This window comes from Chamaesiphon minutus PCC 6605 (genome assembly GCF_000317145.1).
Classification (GTDB): domain Bacteria; phylum Cyanobacteriota; class Cyanobacteriia; order Cyanobacteriales; family Chamaesiphonaceae; genus Chamaesiphon; species Chamaesiphon minutus.
Genome location: NC_019697.1, coordinates 3,792,070 through 3,816,200, shown reverse-complemented (window position 1 = coordinate 3,816,200; position 24,131 = coordinate 3,792,070). Strand labels below are relative to the sequence as shown.

Genomic DNA, 24,131 nt, shown 5'->3' with positions numbered 1-24,131 from the left:
TAATTACCCCTACCCTAATTTTGCAATAGCATTAAACTGCTAGCTCAACGGCTTTTTAGCCACCAAGTACTTACTCATAAAATGCACTTCTGTGGGCAAAACTTCTGTAAAGCCAGCCTTGTGCAGCCGCTCGACCAGATTGTCGTCCATGTAACTGCGATAATAAGGCTCGTGGAAAGTTTCGTGGAACATGTGCATCATTGCTTCCATCTGGGGCGAATCGCTGATTTGAATCGAATCGCAAATAACGAACGTACCACCGGGCTTGAGTACGCGGTAGCATTCATCGATCGCTTTTTGGCGCACCGCAGGCGGAAGTTCGTGGAATAAGAAGACACAGGTGACGGCATGGAAGTAGTTATCTACATAAGGCAACTCTTCAATATTGCCTTGTAGTAACTGCACCAACTCTCCAGGCATGTCTGCGAGCTGCTCGTTAGCTTTGCGTAAATATGCCCCAGATAAATCGACGCCAAATAGCGAAGCTTGAGGCAACATCGCCCGCACACCGCGCAGGGTGCGTGCCGTACCGCAGGCAGCATCCAAAATCCGAATTTGCTTAGCAGGAACGTCACTAAAGGCTTTTAAGCCAGCCTGGAGCGGAGCCAAGATGCGGCGGCGCATGGCATCTGCACTACCACCGAACAAAATTTCTACTTGTAAATCGTACAAGTTAGCAGACATGTCGCTTAAGTAGCCGCCAGTCTGATGGTGAAAATTTTGCACGTAGTAGCTAGGATAGCCATCAGTTTCGATCGTGCGATCGAAATCTTGATACCTTTTGGAGTCAGCGCGCTGCCAAATGCTGGGCATATCGACGACTAATGAAGGATATTGGCGCAGATAATCTACCCAAGGTTCGTCGAATAGCAAGCTGGTGGGATATACACCGTTTTCTGCATCTTGCCAGTCTACTGCCTGAAGTTTGTCAACGCGCTGCTGAAGCTCGGTAATTAATTGGGGTGGCACGGGGATCGTTGGCAACTCGTTGGGCTTGAGAGCCTTACGAGCCTGAATACTGAGCATTTTGTGGGCGAAGCTTAAGTAGCTCTTACCTTGTTGAAGTGTCTGGTACGTCAGCTTAGTGAGTGTAGCGACCATGGTAGGGAGAAAATTTTTCGATCGGTATTGTAAACAAATCTAACGAATCCTGAATAGTTTGTAAATTAAATACAGTTATATGAGTGTGAAATTTCTCTAAAAATAGCGATCGATCGAACTGACCAGGGCGGTAAACCAAACCGATAGCAGGCGACGATAGAGGGTCGCTAACTCTCAATAATTAATTAAGTTTGTGTTAGAATCGCAGGAAATAGGTCTTAAACCCTAAAGTAAACATGAGCAAAGTGCTGGTGTTAAATGCTTCCTACGAGCCGCTCAACATCACTGGTTGGCGACGTGCGGTAATCTTGATGCTCAAAGGCAAGGCAGAACAAGTCGAACACAATGGTAAATATTTAGCAAAAGACTTTCCACTGCCAACGGTGATTCGCCTACGGCATTATGTGACCGTGCCCTATCGAGAGATTCCGCTGACCCGCCGCAATGTGCTCAATCGCGACAATCATTCTTGTCAATACTGCGGTCATAAGGGCGACGGTTTGACGCTGGATCATGTGATTCCCCGCTCGCGTGGTGGTCCAGATACCTGGGAAAATTTAATTACGGCATGTATGCGCTGCAATGTCAAAAAGGGTAACCGGACGCCGAAGGAAGCTAATTTACCGCTTTACACCCAGCCGCGCCGACCCTATAGCAGTCTGCACTATGAGGCGGTAACTCATATTAATAACGGCTCTCATGCCGAATGGCGTAAGTATATTATTGGAATTTGAGGATAACTAGACCGATCGATCGACTCTAAATATTATTTGCCGCTTGGTTTGTTTGGACTCAACTGCACAATCTCACGCCTCGAAACTACTTATTCCATAAAAATCAATAGTTATCGATGCATTCATTTTAAACTAATTTTTAGGCCGAAGTCTTGTTTTAGTTGTAAAAGTGCTTCGGCATTGCCTCTAGCATCATCTAGCGCATTATGTGTATGTGCAGTTTTTCGTAAATGCTTAAAATTTACAAATGTATCTTTAACGATTCCTTTGTAAAGGGAGCCGAGATTATTAGAAGTGTGTCCAAATGGATTTTGACCGTAGAAATGATGAAAATACCAATTTATAAACTGCCAATCAAACCCATTATTGTCGGCAATAAACAAAGCTCGCCCAGAACTTGATGCATCAATCCAGTCGGCAAATCTTGACATTACAACTTGCGGATCTTCAAATGTTAATGTTTCTGCGCGGGTAAATTTACTAACTTCTAAAGCTTCGGGAATCCACTTGTCTGATATTGGTTTGAGTTGCGCATAAAATGTTTTAGCCAGTGATGGCTCGACAACGACAGCCCCAAAGGAAATCATTGAATAATCACCAGGAATTGGGCCATCAGCCTCCACATCGATCGATATATAACTCATTTAATACTTCACCAAATTATTAACAGCAGAAACCCAACTTCTAATTGAAGTTGGGTTTTTAAAAGTTAAGAGTGATTTACGCTCTATACAGGTGATAACGTCCGACGTTTGCTGACCATTTGGAAGGTTTCGATGATGTCGCCTTCTTGCCAGTCATTGAACTTGTCTAAGCGGATACCGCATTCAAAGCCAGCATTAACTTCACGCACGTCATCTTTGACACGCTTGAGGGAGTCGAGCGTACCTTCGTACACCAACTGACTTTTGCGGAGAACGCGAATGCTACAGTTGCGCAGGGCTTTACCTGAGAGGACATAACATCCGGCAATGTTGCCCCGTCCGGCTTGGAATACCGCCCGAACTTCCACTTGACCCAAGGGTTCTTCGACTTGCTCGGGGTCGAGGAGACCTTCCATCGCGCCTTGAATATCGCTGAGGAGGGCATAGATGATGTTGTACTCGCGGACATCGACACCAGCCTCATCAGAGGCCGCACGCGCGCCGCTGGCTAAGGTAGTATTGAAGCCGATAATGACGGCACCACTGGCTGCGGCTAAATCTACGTCAGTTTCGGTGATTTCGCCTGCTGCGGAGAGCAATACGCGCACTTGGACTTCATTTTGAGGTAGCTGGCGCAGCGAACCGAGAATTGCTTCGACGGAACCTTGAACGTCAGCTTTGAGGATCAGGTTGAGTTCTTTGAGTTCGCCTTCTTGAGCTTTAGCAGACAAGCTGTTGAGAGTGACGCGGCGGGAAGCCATCATCTGTTGGAGTCGCGATTGACGGCGTTCGGCAGAACGGACATCGGCAATAGCGCGAGCTTCTTTTTCGACGAAGACTTCAAATTCATCGCCCGCTTGAGGGACATCGCTCAAACCGAGGACTTCTACTGCGAATGAGGGACCAGCAGCTTCGACGCGGGCTAATCGGTCGTCTACCATCGCCCGGACTTTCCCGAATACGTGTCCGGCAACTAAAGTTTCCCCGACGCGTAAAGTACCGTTTTGCACCAACAGGGTGGCAACGGGGCCTTTGGCTTTGTCGAGGTGAGCTTCAATGACGGTACCGCGAGCGGTACGATCGGGGTTAGCTTGGAGATCTTCGATATCGGCGACCAGTAGAATCATTTCGAGTAGGGTATCGAGGTTCTCGCCTTTGAGAGCACTGACTTCGACCATGATCGTATCCCCACCCAGATCTTCCGACTGGAGGTTGAAGGCGATCAGTTCCTGTTTGACACGAGCCGGGTTGGCACCTGGTTTATCGATTTTATTGATGGCGACGATAATCGGCACTTCAGCGGCTTGTGCGTGCCGAATTGCTTCGATCGTTTGCGGACGGACGCCATCATCAGCAGCTACGACGAGGATGGCAATATCTGTCACCCGCGCACCGCGCGCGCGCATGGCGGTGAAGGCTTCGTGACCTGGCGTATCGAGGAATACGACCTGTTGAGTTTGGCCTTCATGTTCCATATCGACGTGGTAAGCACCGATATGTTGGGTGATCCCTCCAGCTTCGCCTTGAGCTACTTTGGTCGATCGAATGGCGTCGAGTAATGTAGTCTTACCATGATCGACGTGACCCATGATCGTGACTACTGGCGGACGACGTTGGAGCAAGTCTAAGTCTTCCACATCGAGCATTTCGGTAACTTTTGTCGCCGCAGCTTGTTCGACACCTGTCACGACGGCGACGTCCATTTCTTCGGCGACCATGGTGGCGGTATCGACATCGAGAATCTGCGTGACGCTAATGGCCATCCCTTTAAAGAAGAGCTGTTTGACGATTTCCGTTTCCGGTACCATCAGCATCTCAGCTAAATCTCGGACGGTGATGCTACCCATGAGGGTAATCGATTCGGGTTTTTCAACAGTGCTCTTTTGTTCGCGTTTGTTGTTTCCGCTGCGCTCCTTAGCCTGTTGATCCCCCTTCATCACGGGTTTTTTACGTTGTGCGGGAACTGCTGCTGGTCGAATGCCGCCGCCCGTCCCGATCTTCTGCTTGGCAGGCCGCGCGATCGACAGACTGACGATCGTCTCTGTCGTATTATCGTTACCATCCAAATCGTCATCATCATCATCATCATCGATGACAACCGTTTTAACGCGCTTCCCTTTAGCTGGCAATTTTGCCTTAGCGGTCTCGACTTCTTCTTCTTCTTTGCTCCAGCCTTTGCCCTTATTGACTGGTTTTCTCAGCGGTGGCCGCTTGAGTTCGAGATCGATCGGCGTTGGCGTATCATCTTTATCTGTGGCCGCACCGTCTTTGGCTGGCGCGCCCGGTCGAGTGGGTCCTGTGCCTTGAGGTTTGATCTGCACGATCCGCGCTGGCGGACGGTTCAGCGGTGGAGCATCAGCTTCTGTTTTGGCAACTGGCTTGCGTGGGGCACTAGTCCCCGGACTCCGCATCGGCGCACCAACTGCGGGGCGGCTGCCAGGGGGTTCGTTCTTGACTAGTTGGGATTTAGGAATCGGTTTATTTGGAGCTGCGGAGCGAACGGCAGGCACCGTAGGGGTGCTATCGCCGCCATTGTTTGTCGGCTCGTCTGGGGTATTATCGCCAGCATTGGGACGGGCTGGGGGGCCAGATAGTTGGGGTTTTGCTGCTGGCGGCTGCACTGGGGCGGTCGTTCTGACCGCGCGATTGGAATTAGCTGCTTCGCCAGCAGTTTCTGGACGGCGCGGGGTACCTTCACCCACGGGTGTCGGACGGACTACAGGTCGGCTGACCGCAGGCGCGGGCGGTGCGGCAGGTCTTAATGGCGGTTGCTGTGCTGTCACAGGCGGTTGTGGCATCAAGGATGGTTTGGACTGGATATCGCTCTTGTGTTCGATTTGCAAAATTCTGGTTTTGGGTTCTGTTGGTCGTTGTGGCGCGCTTTGGTTTCCGGGCGCAGACGGATTGGCAGGGGCAGTAGTTGGGGCTAGTGATTTGGGCGGCTCGGTTTTTTGGGCAATCGGAGCATCTCCCTTGTCAGTAAGAATCTGACGGGGAGCTTTGTTGTGACGATCGGGGAATTTCTCTTTGGCGGCTTTGACGATCTGCTCTGCTTCTGCTTCAGAGATACTGCTGCTGTGGCTTTTGACTACAATATTCAAGCCTTCGCAAATCCCCAATAAATCCTTATTATCCAAATTCAATTCCTTTGACAATTCGTAAATTCTGACTTTGCCGTTGTTCATCCACTATGTCCCTATTTATAAAACCGATCGAGCGTCTAGATTATGACTTGATGTTGGCAAGACCATATATTTATCTACACAATATTAATTTTTGATTATCGAACTAAGTATATTTAATGAAAGCTCTTACCTGGTAGTGGGTTCTTAGCATAGTACGAATCGTACTTAATGCCTGCGACTTACCCCGATCGGTTATCGATCGACTCGTTAGCGTTTGCCAAGCGTCTGGAAGAGGAGATCGGCATCTCCCTAGAGAGAAAATCGCGATCTTTATCTTACTGTCACGGTCGGGAGAACCCGACGGTTGCCAGTGGCTATCTTACAGTTTTTCTTAACGCTCGGTCGTGCCGATCGTTAACGGGGAATCATATTATATTCTTACACCAATTTGTCATAATTGGCGAGTCCGATCGACAATTTGTGATACTGTGATAGGTTTAGCCGATTCTCCTGAAAGCAGTTGCGCCAGACAGGATTGCCGCCGTTCGTACCACAGATTGAGTCTCGCGATCGAGAGCAAAAAAAGGGCATGACAAAGGGGTCTTCGTAATTAATAATTAATAATTCATTTCGATGAGCAAAGTATATATTGTGGGTGCGGGGCCTGGAGATGTCTCTTTTTTGACGCTCCGCGCGCAACAAATTCTCACCCAAGCAGAAATATTAATTTATGATGCTTTGGTCGATCGTGGATTGCTAGAATTGGTACCAGAAACTTGCGTGCTGGTAAATGTTGGCAAGCGCGGCGGGCAGCCGAGTATGCTCCAATCAGAAATCGATGCAATATTGGTAGAGTACGCCCGTACCGATCGAACGGTGGTGCGGCTCAAGAGTGGCGATCCCTTTATTTTCGGGCGCGTTACTGCTGAGATCGATGCCCTGACTGCTGCCAACTGCGACTATGAGGTAATCCCTGGATTATCGACGGCTTTGGTTGCCCCCCTCCTGGCTGGCATTCCCCTCACCGATCCTGTCTTGAGTAGAGGTTTTGCGGTAATTACGGCTCATCTCCCCGACGATCTCGATTGGGATGCCCTAGCTAGAATCCCGACGGTAGTAATTTTAATGGGCACTAGGCAACTAGCTGAAGTAGTCGCTCAATTTTTGAAACACGACCGCTCGGTTAATACCCCAATTGCGATAATTCGCTGGGCGGGAACGTCGCAACAGCAAATTTGGGTATCGGATTTGGGCGGAATCATTGACGAAACTGAAGGAGTGGAACTGTCGCCATCGGTGATGGTTGTCGGGCAGGTAGTAAGATTGCGAGAGTACATTAACTGTAGCGCATCGACTTCGCCGATTAGTAACGAACTCAAACTAACACACTCACAGCCGAGTCTCATCGCTGGCAAAACCGTCCTGGTAACCCGTGCCGCCGGACAAGCTAGCGATTTTTCCCAGAGGCTTCGAGCGTGTGGCGCGCGCGTCATCGAAATGCCCACATTAGAGATCCTGCCCCCCAGTAGTTGGGTAGATCTCGATCGAGAAATCGATCGACTAAACACGTTTGATTGGTTAATCCTTACTTCTACCAATGCTGTCGATGCTGTCTTTGCACGGCTGGCTGTGGTGGCTAAAGACAGCCGCGCCCTCGCAGGTGTAAACATCGCCGCAGTCGGTCAAAAAACCGCCCAATCGCTGAAACAACACGGAATTACGCCCGATTTTATCCCACCCGATTTTGTTGCCGATGCGTTGGTGAGTAACTTCCCCAGCGATCCTCACGGACAAAGAATTTTATTTCCGCGCGTCGAAACTGGCGGACGCGAAGTGTTAGTGCGAGAATTTACCAATCTCGGAGCGACGGTAGTCGAAGTTGCCGCTTATCAATCGCAATGCCCACGCGAGATCGATCCTGCCGTAGCAATTGCGTTACAACAGCAGCAGATCGATATCGTTACTTTCGCCAGTTCCAAAACCGTGAGAAACTTTTGGCAATTAGTCGGTAGTAGTCTACCAGCAGATTGGCAATCGCGAGTTTGTATTGCCTCGATCGGCCCTCAAACTTCAGCTACCTGTAGAGAGCTATTGGGCAGAGTCGATATTGAAGCAGCCGAATATACATTGCCCGGTCTAGTAACAGCTTTAGAATTAGGCTCACCAGTGCATAAATAGCTGGCGGCTAGAGAATTAAAGCTCTTTAGCCAGCCACTCTGACAAAACTAGAACGGAATATTATCGCCGTCCTCAGCATCAAACGCTGGAAGATCCTCAACCCGGGGCGCAGTTGCTTTAGCGGTAGTGCGCGCTGGGGGCGAACTAGCAGCAGCGGTTGCAGTTGGTGCCGATGCAGGCATATCTACAGTGCTCAGATGATATAGGTGACTGGCGATTAGTTGAGCGCGTTTTTCCTTATAACCATCTCGCTCGATTGTATTCATTTGCAGACGACCTTCAATCGTCACTCGATCGCCTTGTTTGTAATTTTCCTTCATTTCTGTTGCTAAATTGCCCCAGCCTACAACTTCGATCGTTGGAGAGCGTTCGCCGGGACGGCTACCTAATGGTGGCGCAAATTGCACCACCATATTAGCTACTTCCATCTGGTTGTCAGGGGTAGAACGTATTTCGGGATTTTTGATAATCTCCGCCATTAAAATGCAACTATTCATAGGTTAGGTAATGATTGGGATTGAGGGACAAGTGACATCTGGAGAGTAGATGCTTCCTCGCTGATGGGTTGCACCAAGCAAAACATCAGATTAAAGGCGCGAACGCACTGCTTTAGTTTAGTATGCCAATACTATTTTATCATAATAAATTGCTCGCACATACTAATATCAGGTCTGGTCGATCCAAGCGACTAGCATGAAAAACTTAACCTTTTTGCCCAACACAGCAGCGATCGCCCCACAACGATTGCAGTTGGGAAAAGTCAAAGTTTTTGGTAAAATGATAATTTAATGGCAATAACTGCTTGGAGATTACTGCTAGTTAGTTGCTGGCAAGATTTTTGCTGCGAGCCGCCTTCACTGCTGGCTTATCCACATTCACCAGAATCGATGATAGACAAACCGATCGAGTTACCAGTAGACATTGGTCTGTCCACACCAATTCTGCTCTTAGTTTTAGTCGCACTAGAAGCAGTCTTATCCGCCGATAATGCGATTGCCCTAGCATCCATTTCTCAAGGCTTGGTTGACGAAGAGCTTCGTCCCAAAGCACTCAATCTCGGCCTAATTTTTGCCTATGTTCTGCGGATGACGTTAATTGTCGGCGCGACATGGGTTGTTCGCTATTGGCAATTTCAGGTTTTGGGAGCGGTTTATCTCCTATGGTTGGTGTTTAAGTACTTTACTGCCGGAAAAGACGAAGATGGCGAACAACAACGCCCTCAGTACGAGTCTCTCTGGCAAGTAATTCCGATTATCGCGTTTACAGATTTAGCTTTTTCATTAGATAGCGTGGCTACGGCGATCGCGGTTTCCAGCGATACTTGGTTGATAATCAGTGGTGCGACGATTGGGATTATCTTGCTCCGGTTTATGGCAGAGTTATTTATCCGGTGGTTGGAAGAATACTCGCATCTCGAAGACGCGGGCTATGTTGCTGTAGGTTTAGTAGGAATTAAGCTCCTGATACGCGCTCTGTATCCAGATTTAGAAATTCCGGAATATATCACGATCGGCATGGTCGCCATTATTTTTACATGGGGATTCTCCGAGCGCAAAGAATCGACATCGAAAGAGTGATCGGGCAACTACAATTAGTTTCGCTATTTTGTCTCTTTTCGTAGTCGATGCGTTCAGACAAGAGAAACCCGACTGGAAAGAGACACTTCCACGATCGGGAGCGGAGAAAATCACGCCAAGGGAACATTGGCGTGATTTTTTTCACCCAAAGAAACCCTACAGGCGTGTGTCCGCTAGTGCAAAATTTGAGGGCGTTGCTGAATTGAAATTAGATTGCAGTTTATTTATCGACAGCTTGTAAGAAAAATAGTTAGCTAAATGCTACCTTCGATCGCCTAGACTAAGCAAGGTTTTTTTACTACAATGGTAGATGCAAACGTTGATATGTATCTGTCATTAGGAGTAGTTATTCCAGCCCGATTGGGGGATCGGTTACTCCAGTTAGATCGCTGCTATTAGAGCGCGATCGAAGCAAGACATAGGGCGTAGATTCGCGAGCGACAGCCACACTGTTTTTTTAAACAGTTTGCGATTGTAATCCGGCAAAAGTGCCTAATGAGGATTAAAAGATTGCTATGGTATTAAGTCCAATCAAGTCTGAGTGGGATAAGGTTAGTTTTTCTTCAACACTTTTTCTCTGTCCGATCCTTGACAGCCTATTGTCAGCAGTTCCGAGTAAATGGCAGACAGAGATTAGATTGGGACTACAAGAGGCATTAGTAAATGCCGCCAAACACGGAAATAACCTCGATCCACATAAGCAGGTTATTGTCCGTTTTTGTTTTGAAGAGGGTGCTTATTGGTGGATCATCTCTGATGAGGGCAGTGGTTTCCACCCTCCAGCTCGGGATCTAGCAAGCTCGAACGAAAAAAATCGGCCAGATTCATTCGCGCAACTGCCCCCGATGGAGTCAGAATCGGGACGCGGCATGTTTCTATTACATCAAATATTCGATCGAGTAGTTTGGAATCGCCAAGGCACCGAACTTTCTCTTTGCAAGCAATTGTATTGTCAACTTGCTGGCGTTGGCGATAGCCTACCGTCAGGTACAACTGCTCCAAAGGAGAAGCGCGAACCACTATTAACTTAAATTTGGGCTAAACCGAATTTGCCTGAGGTTGCTGCATCAAGTGCGCCAACGCTTGAGTTAGATCTTGATGGATTTTTTCAGCACCAGTTTTTGTCGAAAATTGTTGATAATTCTGCACGTCTATTGGTGTGCCGATCTGAATCGAGACTCGATCTCGAAATTTAACAATCGGATGCTCGTAATTGAGATTGATAGGGATAATTTTGAGATCTAATCCTGGCTTGAGAGCTTCGGCTTGCATGGCGATTCGGGATAATCCCTTTTTGAGTGGGTGGAGGGTACCATCGCGGAAGATATTACCTTCGGGAAAAATAGTCAGCATTTCACCATTGTGGAGTAGATCGACACTATTACGGATACTGGCGATCCCCGGCTTATTGGTATCGATCGCAAAACCGCCCAATCGGCTGGCAAACCATCCCTGAATGCCTTTCATTTCGTCGATGCTAACCATGAATCGTAAATCTCTGCCAGTGACGTAAGGGCCACATGCGTAGGGGATCAGCATTGCATCCCATCTGGTGCGATGAGTGGGTGCAAGGATAGCTGCGCCTGTCTGGGGAATATTTTCTTGGCCGATGATTTCGATCTCGCGGAAATAGTTAGGGAGAACTAGGTATTGGCCGAGGGGGTAGATAATTTTCTTCAGCCAGGGGGAGACGCCAGTTTGGCGTCCATCGGTTGATGAGGTGAGATCTTTGGTGGTGGTAGCAAGTGGTGAGTCTGTCATGGCCGTTGAGGTGTTTAGCGTTGCCCTGGGTAATCCTGGTTATCTATCAATCTACCCAACTAAGTGACGCTAGATCTCATCGGTCGTGACAGTTTCTTAAGTGACACGCAATTAACATTTCTGCTTGTGGAAAGGCTACGCTAAGGGGTGAACGAGGGGTGTGGTTCTCGATCTACTGGTGCTAGGAGGACCAGAACGCATCCTTTCAATTTCCATTCTCAAAACCCAATTATCAATTATCAATTAAATTAAGAGCTAATAACCCGTAGAATAGATCGAATACCGTTTGCCTAGCGTCGGCTAAGCCGAATCGTCGATCGCCCGTTGAGTCGCTATTCGATGGTGAGAGTGGGTGGAGCGGTGGCTAGAAATATTGAGTATTAAAGAAAGTATGTCAGATAACAAGCGCAGTCAGGCTATTACCCAAGGCGTACAACGATCGCCCAATCGGGCGATGCTCAGAGCTGTTGGTTTTGGGGATAATGACTTTACTAAACCGATCGTCGGCTTGGCTAATGGTTATAGTACGATTACCCCGTGCAATATGGGGATTAACAGCCTTGCAATTCGGGCAGAAGCTGCGCTCAGAGCGGCGGGATCGATGCCGCAGATGTTTGGGACGATTACGATCAGTGATGGGATTTCGATGGGTACTGAGGGGATGAAATATTCTTTAGTGTCGCGGGAAGTAATTGCTGACTCGATCGAAACTGTCTGTAATGGGCAAAGTTTGGATGGTGTATTGGCGATCGGCGGATGTGATAAAAATATGCCAGGAGCGATGATTGCGATCGCGCGGCTGAATATTCCGGCGATCTTTGTCTATGGTGGCACAATTAAGCCAGGACATCACGATGGCAAAGATCTGACTGTCGTTAGTTCCTTTGAGGCTGTCGGTCAATTTAGTGCGGGTAAAATTGACATGGCCGAATTGACGGCTGTGGAGCGAAAAGCTTGTCCTGGTGCTGGTTCCTGCGGGGGGATGTTTACAGCGAATACGATGTCTTCGGCCATCGAAGTCATGGGTTTGAGTCTGCCTTATTCTTCGACGATGGCGGCTGAAGATGAGGAAAAAGCCGTTAGTGCCGAGAAGTCTGCCTACGCGCTGGTTGAAGCCGTGCGCAAACAGATTTTACCATCGCAAATATTGACCAGAAAAGCCTTTGAAAATGCGATCGCGGTAATTATGGCAGTTGGTGGCTCTACAAATGCCGTCTTGCACCTGCTAGCCATCTCTCGGACGATTGGCGTACCCCTGTCGATCGATGATTTTGAAGCTATTCGCGGCAAAGTACCCGTCATCTGCGATCTCAAACCTTCGGGTAAATACGTCGCCACCGACCTCCACCAAGCAGGTGGTATTCCCCAAGTGATGAAAATCCTCTTAGAACAGGGTTTACTCCACGGCGACGCGCTTACCATCAGCGGTCAAACCGTTGCTGAAGTACTAGCCGACATTCCCAGCACCCCCCGCGCCGACCAAGATGTTATCCGGCAATGGGATAATCCGATGTATGCTCAAGGACACCTCGCCATCCTCAAAGGCAATCTCGCCACCGAAGGTGCAGTCGCCAAAATTACAGGCGTCAAAAAGCCCGTCATTATAGGCCCCGCGCGCGTATTTGAATCTGAGGAAGCTTGTCTCGATGCCATCCTTGCTGGAAAAATCGTCGCAGGCGATGTGATTGTCATCCGCTATGAAGGCCCTAAAGGCGGCCCTGGAATGCGAGAAATGCTCGCACCTACTTCTGCCATTATCGGTGCGGGTTTGGGCGATACTGTGGGGTTAATTACCGACGGACGTTTCTCTGGTGGTACTTATGGGATGGTCGTCGGTCACGTCGCGCCAGAAGCCTATGTCGGCGGCACGATCGCACTAGTTAATGAAGGCGATAGTATCACGATCGATGCACCCCAGCGGTTGTTGCAGTTAAATGTCTCGGAGGCAGAATTAGCCACTCGGCGCGCCAACTGGCAAGCACCCGCACCCCGCTACAGAACTGGAATTTTGGGTAAATATGCTAAGTTAGTTTCTTCGAGCAGTCTAGGCGCAGTGACAGATATGAATTTATTCTAAGTTATTCGATCGACATTGAGGGAAGGGGGAATCGATTCTCGCTTCCCTGTTTTATTGCTTAGTAAATTCATTAATAATCATTATGTGACAAATACCGATCGAGTGATGACTGATAGGCAATTGGCATGTTAGTTTGAGTAGATTGACGATCGCTCTAGCAATTGCCGATCTGGGGTATGTGGGAAAAGTAAACTCCAGTCAAGCGACAAGAAATGTGAAAAGTTTGCAGGTGCATCATTTTCGAGATGTCTTAACAGGAGCAAAAAATGAGTACGATCGATCTTTATACATTTACGACGCCTAATGGCCGCAAACCGTTAATTATGCTCGAAGAAATCGGTCTGCCCTATACTAATCATGCGATCGACATCAGTAAAGGGGAGCAGTTTAAACCAGAGTATGTGGCGATTAATCCCAACAGTAAGATTCCTGCAATGGTCGATCGCGAAACAGATTTAACGATTTTTGAATCGGGTGCCATCCTAATTTATCTAGCTGAAAAGTCAGGACAACTTTTACCAACCGCCCCAAAAAATCGATTTCAAGTATTGCAATGGTTGATGCTGCAAATGGGCAGTATCGGCCCGATGTTCGGACAATTAGGACACTTTAAACACGCAGCACCAGAAAAAATTCCCTACGCGATCGAGCGTTACGAAAAAGAAACATTAAGGCTCTATAGTGTCTTAGATGGTCAACTAACCGACCATACATTTATTGCTGATGATGATTATTCCATTGCCGACATTGCTACCTATCCGTGGGTTGCCAACTACGAGCGACTCGGTTTGACTTTAGACGGACACCCGCACCTCAAACGGTGGGTAGAGTTATTGCAACAACGTCCAGCAGTACAAAGAGCGATGACAATGAGTCTCTAGCATGGGGTTATGAGAGCGGGGAGCGGGGATTGCTACAATGGGAAAGCGTACCTCAAGTTAACAGTGCTTTCGATTTGTGAGTTGGTTCGACCCGATTATCTTGCGGCTGGGCGTCTCTTTTCTTCTTTTAGAGAGGCTTCGCCAATGAGATGCTACACCAACGATCGCCGATAATAGAGATCGTGACTCACTCATCGTCTCAGCCAGCATGCATTCGTGACAAGTTAAGGCGCGATCGCAATTGTCAAGCACGTTTGGCGATCCTTCGATCGACCGTTACATCAGATATTCAGAGATCGAATACATTAGCACTATCAATCGAGTTTTTTGATATATAGTGAGACCGAACCAACAGCCACGCTATATATGGGTGTTGACATTCGATCGAAAACCTTAACTTGTCACAGATGGCCAGCATGACATTAACTGCGTCCGATACACACATCATCCCACCCGATCCGATCGCGACGTTTTTACCAACTGCGGCTTATATCCACATACCCTTCTGTCGGCGGCGGTGCTATTATTGCGACTTTCCCGTCTTTGTCGTGGGCGATCGCCACAATGGTGCGAGTTCTGGTAATATCCAACTTTATGTCGATCGATTGGCGACGGAAATAGTCACCCAAATAAATTACCATCGACCTCTAGAGACAGTGTTCTTCGGTGGTGGTACCCCCTCATTGCTTACCATCGAACAATTAGGGCAGATTTTAGACTTATTAGCCACCAAATTTGGGATCGCCAGCAATGCCGAAATCTCGATGGAAATCGATCCGGGGACATTCGATCTGGCTCAACTTCAGGGTTATCTCCAGGCGGGGGTAAATCGCGTCAGTATCGGGGTGCAAGCCTTCCAGGACAACTTATTGCAATTATGCGGTCGATCGCATACTGTGGACGATATTTATGCGGCTGTAGACCTAATTCAGCAAGGCGGTGTCTCTAACTGGAGCCTCGATCTGATCTCTGGATTGCCCCAACAATCGATCGATAATTGGGTAGCTTCCCTACAGTCTGCGATCGCCCTCAATCCCGCTCATATTTCCTGCTACGATCTGATTGTCGAAGCGCAAACCCCCTTCGCCAAGCAATATCAACCCGGCGATAAACCTTTACCCAGCGACGAAACCACCGCACAGATGTATCGTACTGCCCAGCAAATCTTAAGTGGTGCTGGTTACGCACATTATGAGATTTCTAACTACGCAAAACCTGGCTACCAGTGTCGCCACAATCTCACCTACTGGCAAAATCTCCCCTACTATGCCTTCGGGATGGGTGCAGCCAGCAATCTCGAAAATTATCGCTTTACCCGTCCCCGCAAGACTCAGGAATACTATCAATGGATCGCCGATGGCTGCAATTGGCGCGTAGATCCAACCCCCGCAGCCGATCGGTTTTTAGAAACTTTGATGCTAGGATTGCGATTGTCTCGTGGCGTAAGTCTCAAAGCTCTTGAATCTGAATTTGGGATCGAGCCAGTAAACAATCTCTTAAAATGCCTACAACGATATCAAGATCGGGGATGGGTGGAGATTGTCTCAGTTAACGATCGAGATCGCTATTTAAGATTATCAGATCCGGAAGGTTTACTATTTTCTAATGTCGTGTTGACCGAAATATTCAGTCAAGATTTTTAAACACGTTTAAATAGAATCGGGCAATACAAATAAATCTTTGTCGATACCCTTGGCGGTTGTGATAATAAAGATCGAATCTAATTTCCCTACTAAAAAATCCCCTCCTGGGAGGGGTGCCCAAAGGGCGGGGTGGGTAAGATCTGCAACATGCACCGATCTCTGTCAACTATATTTCCTCCCGATCGAATTGGCAGGCTTAGGCCGTATTTGGGGTTAGCAGTGGGTAGCGAAGATCTACCCACCCCGCCCTACGGGCACCCCTCCGAGGAGGGGATTTTTAAGAATTGGCTTATAACTGTGCTAAAAAATCTCGATATAAGTGCTCGTGCGAACCTGCAAAATTATCCATTCCTTCATTTGTTAAATAACCTTTCTTCCCAGTGTGCGGATTTTTGATATAGCTCGAAATGGCTTTCGATCGATTGGGATTCTCACTCCAACGAATATTAACAGCGGCATACTTGGGAAAAAACATCATTTCTGCCCGTTCGGGAATGCGATCGTGAATCCACCAAGCTAAAGCCGTCCAATCTTGAGTTCGATCGTAATAAGGAATACTAGCTAGTAGATGTTCTACAAATTAATATTCCCTAAAGTCGCTTGCGCTTAAACCACTCCTGTAACTGTTGCCGACAAGTAGCTTCTAAAATGCCACCAATGACAGTTAACTTGTGATTGGAAGCCGCACTATCGGGAATATTCAACACCGTCCGCACGCTCCCCGTTTTGGCATCATCAGCACCATATACCAGCAATCCCAGTCGCGCCGCTACGATCGCACCAGCACACATCGGACAGGGTTCGAGCGTCACATATAGCGTACATCGATCGAGATGCCAACTATTTAGATATGCTCCCGCTGCCCGAATTGCCACAATTTCTGCATGAGCCGTCGGATCGCGATCGCGTTCGCGCCGATTTTCACCTTCACTAATTATCTCCCCCCCTGGACTGACAATTATCGCCCCAACTGGTACCTCGCCTGCATTCCCCGCGTTCGTCGCCAACTCGATCGATCGCGCCATCCAGTGTTGATGTAATTGGAAATTGATATCCATTAAAGCAAAGCAGCACAAATATTTATAATCTTCAGATCGCCTGAATCCTAGCTGGTGGGAAGCGATTCACGCTCTAGAGGTTTCCTCCAGATTGAGTGAATCAAGACAGTGAACACTCTACAAAGCTGAATCCCTAAAGCCTAAAACCTAAAACCTAAAGCCTAACGCCTCCCGATCGGAAGTCCGCTCTCCAATTATGAGGAAAACCCGCAGACTTTAAACATTTTGTCACAGTAAAATAGATAATATCCCCAGATAGTTCGCAAAATTGTTACAATACTTAACAGGGCTAATACCATCACCTCATGAACACCACACCTTCTAATCAGTTTTCACCAGAGATGAATCGAGTCGATGCTCCGTCTAGCCAGTCAGTAGCAGCCGTATCCACCGAATTAGTGGCTGATGCAGAAGTTGTGAATTCCAGACGCGTCAAAGAAATTACCGACGACACCTGGCTGGGGTACGATCCGATCGCGATCGCTCAGTATTACAGCAGCCAACCGCTGAAAGTATTCGGTCGGTTTATTAGTATCTTTATTCCGATCGTCAATTTTGCATTGGGGTTGTGGCTCGATAAAATTACTAATAAAAGTAAAGCAAATTTAGGTAAACGTGCGATCCAGATTCGGGGGCTGTTAACCAAATTAGGGCCTGCATACATTAAAATCGGTCAGGCACTCTCCACTCGTCCCGACTTAGTACCGCCGCAATTTTTAGAAGAATTAGCTCAATTACAAGATAATATTCCGGCTTTTTCTAACGAGATCGCTTACCAATTTATTGAAGAAGAATTAGGCGATAGGCCCGAAGCTATTTATGCTGAAATTAGCGATTTACCGATCGCCGCAGCATCGCTAGGACAAGTATATAAAGGTAAACTTTGGAGCGGTGAAGAGGTTGCGATCAAAGTTCAACGTCCGGGGCTGGCTGATAGTATCGCTTTAGATCTCCACGTTGTTAGAACTTTGGCAATTTGGGCGCAAACTAATTTTAAACAAATTCGGAGCAATTTGGTCTCGATCGTCGATGAATTTGCCGAGCGCATTTTCGAGGAAATGGACTATGAAAATGAAGGACGTAATGCCGAAAGGTTTGCCGAATTGTACGGTAGTATGCAAGATATCTACGTACCCAGTATTTACTGGCAATACACGGGCAGACGCGTCCTGACAATGGAATGGATTACGGGGACGAAATTAACCAATCTCGAAGCAGTTGCCGCTCAGGGACTCGATGCTACTTACTTAGTCGAAGTTGGCGTCCAATGTTCGCTACGTCAATTATTAGAACACGGTTTCTTTCATGCCGATCCGCATCCTGGCAACTTATTGGCGACACCAGATGGTAAGTTAGCTTACTTGGATTTCGGGATGATGAGCCAAGTAAAACCATATCAACGTTATGGTTTAGTCGAAGCGATCGTGCATTTGGTCAATCGCGATTTTGATGGATTGGGACGCGATTTTGTCAAGTTAGAATTTCTCACTCCCGATACTGATTTGACGCCGATTATTCCGGCTTTATCTTATGTATTTAACAGTTCTCTTGGAGCTACTAGCACCAATATTGCCGATCTAGATTTTAAGAGTGTTACCGATCAACTATCGGGCGTGATGTATGAGTTTCCCTTCCAGGTGCCAGCTTATTATGCTTTGATCTTGCGATCGCTAGCTACTCTCGAAGGTATTGCTATTTCTGTCGATCCTAACTTTAAAGTACTGGCTAAAGCATATCCTTACGTTGCCAAACGACTGCTGACAGATACCGCTCCCGATCTGCGAAACTCGCTTAAGGAACTCTTATTTAAAGATGGTTCCTTCCGCTGGAACCGATTGGAAAACCTGCTCAATAATGCCCGCAGTAGCGATGAATACGATCTCAACCAAGTCATCGATCAAACTTTAGATTTCATTCTCTCCGATCGCGGCACATTTATCCGCGAATATCTTGCCGATGAGATCGTCCGAGGTTTGGATAATTTTGGTAGTAATACACTCCAAAGCGTGACTCATGCGATTCAAAAAGGGATTGGTATCAAGGTGCCTACACCCCCTGTAACGGCCCAACCGCAATCAAATGGTCTAGAGCACATTCAGCGCATTTGGGGCATCTTACAACAGACCAAAGGCTTCGATCCGACGATGGTTTTACCCAAGATTCCTCAAATTTTGATGAAGTCTGAAACCCAGTCCTTCGGCCAAAAAATCGCCAGCGGCTTAACCCAACGGATGGCAGCTCGCTTGATTCGCGAAGTATTGTTGCAAGATGTCCCCAGCGGGATCGCGGTTAACGATTCGTTATCAGAGCGTCGCGCACCGCAACCGCAGCTCGCTTTACCTACTCGCGTCAGACGGTAATTTTATCTCATCCCCTAAAATCTTAGGGTACCTCGATCGAGGTACCCTTTTTGATGTCTAAAAATGGACATTTTTTGAAGATTTTCCCAGGACGATCGATCGTTGCTAGTATGGATAGGCGGGTTCGTTCGGTATTGGCGGTGCTACTTATTCGAGTCTACCTTCGACTTGTGCGTTAAAGCCATAGATTTCGCGAGAGCCACTGAGCGCGACTAATTGGACTTGTTTTTCGTCTCCAGGCTCGAATCTTACTGCGGTACCCGCCGGGATATCGAGACGCATTCCTTTGGTTGCGGATCGGTCGAATCTCAAGGCAGCATTAACTTCATAAAAGTGGTAGTGTGAGCCGATTTGAATTGGTCGATCGCCTGTATTAGCAACTGCGATCTCGATGCTAGCACGATCGCTATTTAGTTCGATTTCGCCATCTTTAGTAATAATTTCACCAGGAATCATAGGTTGAAGGGTAGAGGGTAGAGGGTAGGGACGATCGAATATTCTCAACATTATATATCCAGTGCCCAATCGAAAATTCATCCAACTATTAACTACTCTCTACTCTTGACTTCACGCTGTTTTAAAGAAGCGAATCAATTCACGCGCATGTTCGAGAAATTGTCCGTCAACGGTAATTTGCGAGATGGCTTGTTTGGCTTCTTGCGCTAATCGTTGATGCTCTAGTTCGTTACTCGCTCGGAGATCGGCGATCGCAACTGTTAGTTTGGATATTTCTTGACGATTGGTATCCCAACGCTGATTTTGTTGACTCAACCATGAGTCATCTTCGTTAGGATTTAACTTGTCGGTTAATTGAGTGACTCGCTCTTCTAAAGTGTAAAATCTGTCGCGTAGTTCGATAATATCATTGCGAGGATATGTAAACTGTTGCTGCATCCCACTCAATCGAGCAGCTAGATACTCATAAGTACTAATTGCCGGACGTAATAATGTAAGTAGAAGTACGCCAACCGAACTCCAATAACCTAAAGGTGTAACTCCACTAATTGCCAACCAATATAATCCGATCGCCGTACCTAAATGTAACCCGATCGCGACGATTAGAGACTTATTAGCAACACCATTGGCATATTGAATCGATCGCTCTTCGACTTCGATACCTTGAAGCTGAGAATCCTTGCCTGTCTGATATACGTCTTTTGCTTTGAAATAAATATTCCAAGGAACTGTGACGATTAAAATCGTCCATTCAAAAATCCCAATTCCGATCGCCCAGTCCCATAAACTACCCGTCGGCATCTGAAACCAGTTTAACAAACCAAAGGCTAACAGAGCCAAAAACAGCAGTCCAGAATTAAAAACTGCAATGCTACCGTACATAAAATTTCTCTCGTGCTTATATTTGCTTATGCTCCATTGTGGATCGAGATCTAGTGGCTTATCGATTGGCTTATGCTACTTTCTCAACCGCACAAAACATATCCCCGACCTCTTCAAGAAGTCAGGGATATAAAGAGCTAAAAAATTAAGCAATTAGACCAAATTCCGATCGGTCAAAATTTCATAACCATCTTTGGTAACCAAGACAGTATGCTCGAATTGAGCAGACAAAGATTTATCGATCGTCACTGCCGTCCATTTATCTGGCATCATTTTCGTAATCTTCGAGCCAGCATTGATAATCGGCTCGATCGCGATCGTCATTCCCGCTCGCAATTTGACATTAGGCATCTCGCGCGTGCGGAAATTAAATACAGATGGTTCTTCGTGCAAGTTACGTCCGACTCCATGTCCGGTAAAATCTTCTACTACACTAAAGCCATTTGCCTCTACATGGTCTTGAATTGCGCCAGCGAGTTCTAGTAAGTAAGCACCTTCTTTGACCTGTTCTATGCCCTTATAGAGTGCTTCCTCTGCAACTTTAATTAATTTAGCAGCATCGGGGCTGACGGTACCGACCCCAATAGTCACGCAAGAATCGCCATGAAATCCCTGAAAGAAGGCTCCTGTATCGACTTTTAGCACATCTCCCTGTTTGAGAACTTTTTTCCGATTGGGGATGCCATGCACCGCTTCATTATTGATACTCGAACAGATCGATGCAGGGAATCCATACAACCCTTTGAAACTGGGAATCGCATCCATTTCCCGAATCCGCCTCTCAGCATAAGCGTCTAAATCTGCTGTTGTCATCCCTGGCTCTACCATGCCCATGATTTCTTTCAACACGGTTGCCACAATCCGCGAAGATTGACGCATGATGCCGATTTCCCGCTCGGTTTTAATTTGGATACCCTTTTGTTGCTTCTTTTCGCGGGTAGGTTGTTGCTTCTGCAAAAGTAAATCGCTGAGAATATTCATATCGTGATGGAGCAGGCTGAATAAAGGTAATTTAGTTGGGCGTTGGGAGCCGATTTAGACTGTCTATCTCTTATCTTAGTGCTTTCTTAGATCGTTGGCGTAGCTGCTAGGCAAAGAGCATCGCCTCGACAAAATTAGGTGCGATATTTCCCGTTGCTCGCAGTTCGATCGATCGCGATCGACAGCCGCGCTCTATACTATCTCCAACTCTGATGTTACTAGTATTGAGGAGATTAATATTTATCTAAAGCCCATCTACTACCAACTACCAAATATCCACTATTCACTATTAATTCTCAACTCCCAACTCCCAACTCTTCAAGCCTATGTCCGAAAACCGCATCCGAGTTGCCAAAGATAAAGCCGAATTAGTCAAATCGTTAATGGCATCGACTGAAAATAACAGCCCTTTCCAAACATATGCTGATGTAATGTTATTTGCAGCAGTATTAGGAGCCAAACACAATCGGCGCATGCCTCTGGGCGAAATCTCCAAAAAAGAACCAGGGCCGATTAGTATTGATATCTTCATCGCGCGGGGTTACGATCCGGTACTGAAACTGATTGCAATCGCGGCTACCGAAAATATTAATGTAATTTCACCTGTGGGTGGAGCCTCACCGATGTCCAACCGAGCTGACGTCGAACAGCAGCGGATTCAGATCTTTGAAGAGTATGCTAATGGTGGATTGGATTTACTCGATCGAGAATTGTGTGGTGCGGTAGACTATACCGAGCGAATTTTACTGATGCTCTCAGTTGAGACCAAGCAACGAATGCCCCACGGAGAAATGGGTTCCGCCGCTAATTCCAATGGCGAAGATCCTCTAGAAACAGCAGCAGCCGAATTCGATCTCCGAAAGTTTTTGGATTAAATGTGTTTTCAAAGAAACAAAACCAATTAAACTAGGGTCAGCAGATATATGCGTCCATCATTCCACCTAACGGGGAATGCCGTTAATTGGAGATTGTATTATGAACGTCTTACTCCTCTATCCTCGATTCCCTAAGAGCTTTTGGTCGTTTGAGAAAATGATCGAGCTAATGGGGCGCAAAGCCTTGATCCCACCACTGGGGCTGATTACTGTCGCTGCCATCCTGCCTCAAGAGTGGAACTACAAGCTCGTTGATTTGAACGTTCGCGAAGTGACCGAAGCTGAGTGGAGTTGGTCGGAAATGGTAATTTGCTCGGCGATGATCGTGCAAAAACCAGATTTACTCGCTCAGATTCAAGAAGCCAAACGCCGGGGCAAGCGCGTTGCCGTCGGTGGGCCTTACGCTACGGCCTTACCCAATGAAGTTACCCAAGTGGGTGCAGATTATCTAATTTTAGATGAAGGCGAGCTGACGATCCCCTTGTTTGTCGAAGCCGTCAAACAAGGGCAAATGTCGGGCACCTTCCGCGCGCCCAATGGCGAACGTCCAGACGTCACTACGACTCCAATCCCGCGCTTTGAATTACTAGAATTCGATGCGTATGCTGAGATGTCCGTCCAGTTTTCGCGGGGGTGTCCGTTCCAGTGTGAGTTCTGCGATATTATCGTCCTCTACGGTCGCAAACCCCGCACTAAAGCACCAGAGCAAATGCTCAAAGAACTCGATTATCTCTACGAATTGGGTTGGCGACGGAGTATTTTTATGGTCGATGACAACTTCATCGGCAACAAACGCAACGTCAAACTGTTGCTTAAAGAACTCTTGCCCTGGATGATCGAACACAAATATCCTTTCTCTTTCGCAACAGAAGCCTCAGTAGACTTGGCTAACGACCAAGAACTGATGGATATGATGGTCAAGTGTAACTTTGGATCTGTCTTCCTGGGGATTGAAACTCCAGATGAAGAGAGTCTGGCACTTACTCAAAAACATCAAAATACTCGCAGTTCTCTGAGTGAAGCTGTCGAACGCATTGCCAAATCTGGAATGCGCGTCATGGCTGGATTTATCATCGGCTTCGACGGTGAGAAATCAGGTGCGGGACAACGGATTGTCAAATTTGTCGAACAGACGAATATTCCCACCGCCGTATTTAGTATGCTGCAAGCACTACCCGATACCGCTCTGTCTCATCGCTTGGCAAAAGAAGGTCGCCTGCGCGGTACGGCAGATGGCAACATCAACCAAACCACGTTGATGAACTTCGTCCCCACTCGTCCCCTCGAAGACATCGCCATCGAGTATATGGATGCCTTCGATGAATTATACGAGCCATCCAAATTCCTCGATCGTACCTACCGCCACTACCTGATGCTTGGCGAAGCTACTTATCCTTATAAAGGCGAAGGTCGGAAGAAACCAATCAGTTTGTTGGTACTGCGCGCGCTCGCCATCATTTGTTGGCGACAAGGTTTCGTCCGTTCCACCCGTTGGCAGTTCTGGCGTAACCTCTGGAGCATGTATAAGCTCAACCCAGGCGGGGTCAGTAGTTATTTGGTCACATGTGCTCAAATCGAACATTTCTTAGAGTATAGAGGCATCGTGCGCCGCGAAATCGAAACTCAATTAGCCGAATTTCTGGCCGAAGAAGCCAGAATTAAAGCAGCAACCCCAGTCGAACCTGTTGAAGTGCTAGCTGAAACTGCTATCTGATCGATAAAAGAGGCTAACGATCGCAAATTGGGGTAGGGGCATTGATAACTTGCCTCTACCCCAAATTTTTATCGGTAATTTATC

The 24,131-nt window shown here is 47.3% G+C and carries 20 protein-coding genes; 10 read left to right on the top strand and 10 right to left on the bottom strand.

Annotated elements, in window-relative coordinates:
* Window positions 1–39: 39 nt before the first annotated feature.
* Complete coding sequence (locus tag CHA6605_RS17440) at window positions 40–1,101, bottom strand: class I SAM-dependent methyltransferase (RefSeq protein WP_015160730.1); 1,062 nt, start codon at window positions 1,099–1,101, stop codon at window positions 40–42.
* 236 nt (window positions 1,102–1,337) lie between these two features.
* Between CHA6605_RS17440 and CHA6605_RS17435 the strand changes: the two genes are divergently transcribed.
* Entirely contained in the window at window positions 1,338–1,835 is a 498-nt protein-coding gene (locus tag CHA6605_RS17435) for an HNH endonuclease (protein ID WP_015160729.1), read from the top strand.
* 122 nt (window positions 1,836–1,957) lie between these two features.
* Here CHA6605_RS17435 and CHA6605_RS17430 read toward each other — a convergent pair whose 3' ends face one another.
* Window positions 1,958–2,479, bottom strand: a complete 522-nt coding sequence (locus CHA6605_RS17430; RefSeq protein ID WP_015160728.1) for a 3'-5' exonuclease — start codon at window positions 2,477–2,479, stop codon at window positions 1,958–1,960.
* Window positions 2,480–2,562: 83 nt separating this feature from the next.
* Entirely contained in the window at window positions 2,563–5,664 is a 3,102-nt protein-coding gene (infB, locus tag CHA6605_RS17425; protein ID WP_015160727.1) for a translation initiation factor IF-2, read from the bottom strand.
* A gap of 573 nt (window positions 5,665–6,237) precedes the next feature.
* Between infB and cobA the strand changes: the two genes are divergently transcribed.
* Window positions 6,238–7,782 (top strand): uroporphyrinogen-III C-methyltransferase, encoded by a 1,545-nt coding sequence (cobA, locus tag CHA6605_RS17420; protein ID WP_015160726.1) that lies wholly within the window; start codon window positions 6,238–6,240, stop codon window positions 7,780–7,782.
* A gap of 47 nt (window positions 7,783–7,829) precedes the next feature.
* Here the strand turns inward: cobA and CHA6605_RS17415 are convergent, their stop codons facing one another.
* A complete protein-coding gene (locus tag CHA6605_RS17415; RefSeq protein ID WP_015160725.1) occupies window positions 7,830–8,279 on the bottom strand; it encodes a single-stranded DNA-binding protein in 450 nt (149 codons plus the stop codon).
* Window positions 8,280–8,669: 390 nt separating this feature from the next.
* Between CHA6605_RS17415 and CHA6605_RS17410 the strand changes: the two genes are divergently transcribed.
* Together CHA6605_RS17410 and CHA6605_RS17405 are read left to right on the top strand one after the other, a co-directional pair.
* Window positions 8,670–9,359 (top strand): DUF475 domain-containing protein, encoded by a 690-nt coding sequence (locus tag CHA6605_RS17410; RefSeq protein ID WP_041549606.1) that lies wholly within the window; start codon window positions 8,670–8,672, stop codon window positions 9,357–9,359.
* Window positions 9,360–9,874: 515 nt separating this feature from the next.
* A complete protein-coding gene (locus CHA6605_RS17405; protein ID WP_015160723.1) occupies window positions 9,875–10,390 on the top strand; it encodes an ATP-binding protein in 516 nt (171 codons plus the stop codon).
* 7 nt (window positions 10,391–10,397) lie between these two features.
* Here the strand turns inward: CHA6605_RS17405 and CHA6605_RS17400 are convergent, their stop codons facing one another.
* On the bottom strand, window positions 10,398–11,120 hold the full coding sequence (locus CHA6605_RS17400) for a lysophospholipid acyltransferase family protein (RefSeq protein WP_015160722.1): 723 nt from the start codon (window positions 11,118–11,120) through the stop codon (window positions 10,398–10,400).
* 391 nt (window positions 11,121–11,511) lie between these two features.
* Between CHA6605_RS17400 and ilvD the strand changes: the two genes are divergently transcribed.
* The 3 genes from ilvD to hemW all read left to right on the top strand — a co-directional run bounded on the left by ilvD (window position 11,512) and on the right by hemW (window position 15,721).
* Window positions 11,512–13,197: a dihydroxy-acid dehydratase gene (gene ilvD, locus CHA6605_RS17395; protein ID WP_041549604.1), complete on the top strand. Its 1,686-nt coding sequence runs from the start codon at window positions 11,512–11,514 to the stop codon at window positions 13,195–13,197.
* Window positions 13,198–13,463: 266 nt separating this feature from the next.
* A complete protein-coding gene (locus CHA6605_RS17390) occupies window positions 13,464–14,078 on the top strand; it encodes a glutathione binding-like protein (RefSeq protein ID WP_015160720.1) in 615 nt (204 codons plus the stop codon).
* Window positions 14,079–14,494: 416 nt separating this feature from the next.
* The gene (gene hemW / locus CHA6605_RS17385; RefSeq protein WP_051039020.1) at window positions 14,495–15,721 is read left to right on the top strand and encodes a radical SAM family heme chaperone HemW; all 1,227 of its coding nucleotides are present in this window, start codon (window positions 14,495–14,497) and stop codon (window positions 15,719–15,721) included.
* Between the two features lie 289 nt (window positions 15,722–16,010).
* Here hemW and CHA6605_RS17380 read toward each other — a convergent pair whose 3' ends face one another.
* Both CHA6605_RS17380 and tadA read right to left on the bottom strand, forming a co-directional pair.
* Window positions 16,011–16,199, bottom strand: coding sequence for a hypothetical protein (locus CHA6605_RS17380; protein WP_198288363.1), 189 nt, complete (start codon window positions 16,197–16,199; stop codon window positions 16,011–16,013).
* Between the two features lie 112 nt (window positions 16,200–16,311).
* Window positions 16,312–16,779, bottom strand: coding sequence for a tRNA adenosine(34) deaminase TadA (gene tadA, locus CHA6605_RS17375; RefSeq protein WP_015160718.1), 468 nt, complete (start codon window positions 16,777–16,779; stop codon window positions 16,312–16,314).
* 305 nt (window positions 16,780–17,084) lie between these two features.
* On the opposite strand from tadA, the gene CHA6605_RS17370 reads away from it, so the two are divergent.
* The gene (locus CHA6605_RS17370) at window positions 17,085–19,139 is read left to right on the top strand and encodes an ABC1 kinase family protein (RefSeq protein ID WP_015160717.1); all 2,055 of its coding nucleotides are present in this window, start codon (window positions 17,085–17,087) and stop codon (window positions 19,137–19,139) included.
* 147 nt (window positions 19,140–19,286) lie between these two features.
* On the opposite strand, the gene CHA6605_RS17365 is transcribed toward CHA6605_RS17370, so the two are convergent.
* The 3 genes from CHA6605_RS17365 to map all read right to left on the bottom strand — a co-directional run bounded on the left by CHA6605_RS17365 (window position 19,287) and on the right by map (window position 21,458).
* Window positions 19,287–19,595: an urease subunit beta gene (locus CHA6605_RS17365; RefSeq protein ID WP_015160716.1), complete on the bottom strand. Its 309-nt coding sequence runs from the start codon at window positions 19,593–19,595 to the stop codon at window positions 19,287–19,289.
* 111 nt (window positions 19,596–19,706) lie between these two features.
* Window positions 19,707–20,477 (bottom strand): SH3 domain-containing protein, encoded by a 771-nt coding sequence (locus tag CHA6605_RS17360; protein ID WP_015160715.1) that lies wholly within the window; start codon window positions 20,475–20,477, stop codon window positions 19,707–19,709.
* 153 nt (window positions 20,478–20,630) lie between these two features.
* Entirely contained in the window at window positions 20,631–21,458 is an 828-nt protein-coding gene (gene map / locus CHA6605_RS17355) for a type I methionyl aminopeptidase (protein WP_015160714.1), read from the bottom strand.
* 326 nt (window positions 21,459–21,784) lie between these two features.
* Here map and CHA6605_RS17350 point away from each other — a divergent pair, with 326 nt between their 5' ends.
* Together CHA6605_RS17350 and CHA6605_RS17345 are read left to right on the top strand one after the other, a co-directional pair.
* Window positions 21,785–22,333 carry a DNA phosphorothioation-associated protein 4 gene (locus CHA6605_RS17350; RefSeq protein WP_015160713.1) on the top strand — a complete coding sequence of 183 codons (549 nt, stop codon included), beginning with the start codon at window positions 21,785–21,787 and terminating at the stop codon, window positions 22,331–22,333.
* Between the two features lie 100 nt (window positions 22,334–22,433).
* Window positions 22,434–24,047 carry a B12-binding domain-containing radical SAM protein gene (locus CHA6605_RS17345; RefSeq protein WP_015160712.1) on the top strand — a complete coding sequence of 538 codons (1,614 nt, stop codon included), beginning with the start codon at window positions 22,434–22,436 and terminating at the stop codon, window positions 24,045–24,047.
* The last annotated feature ends 84 nt before the right edge of the window (window positions 24,048–24,131 follow it).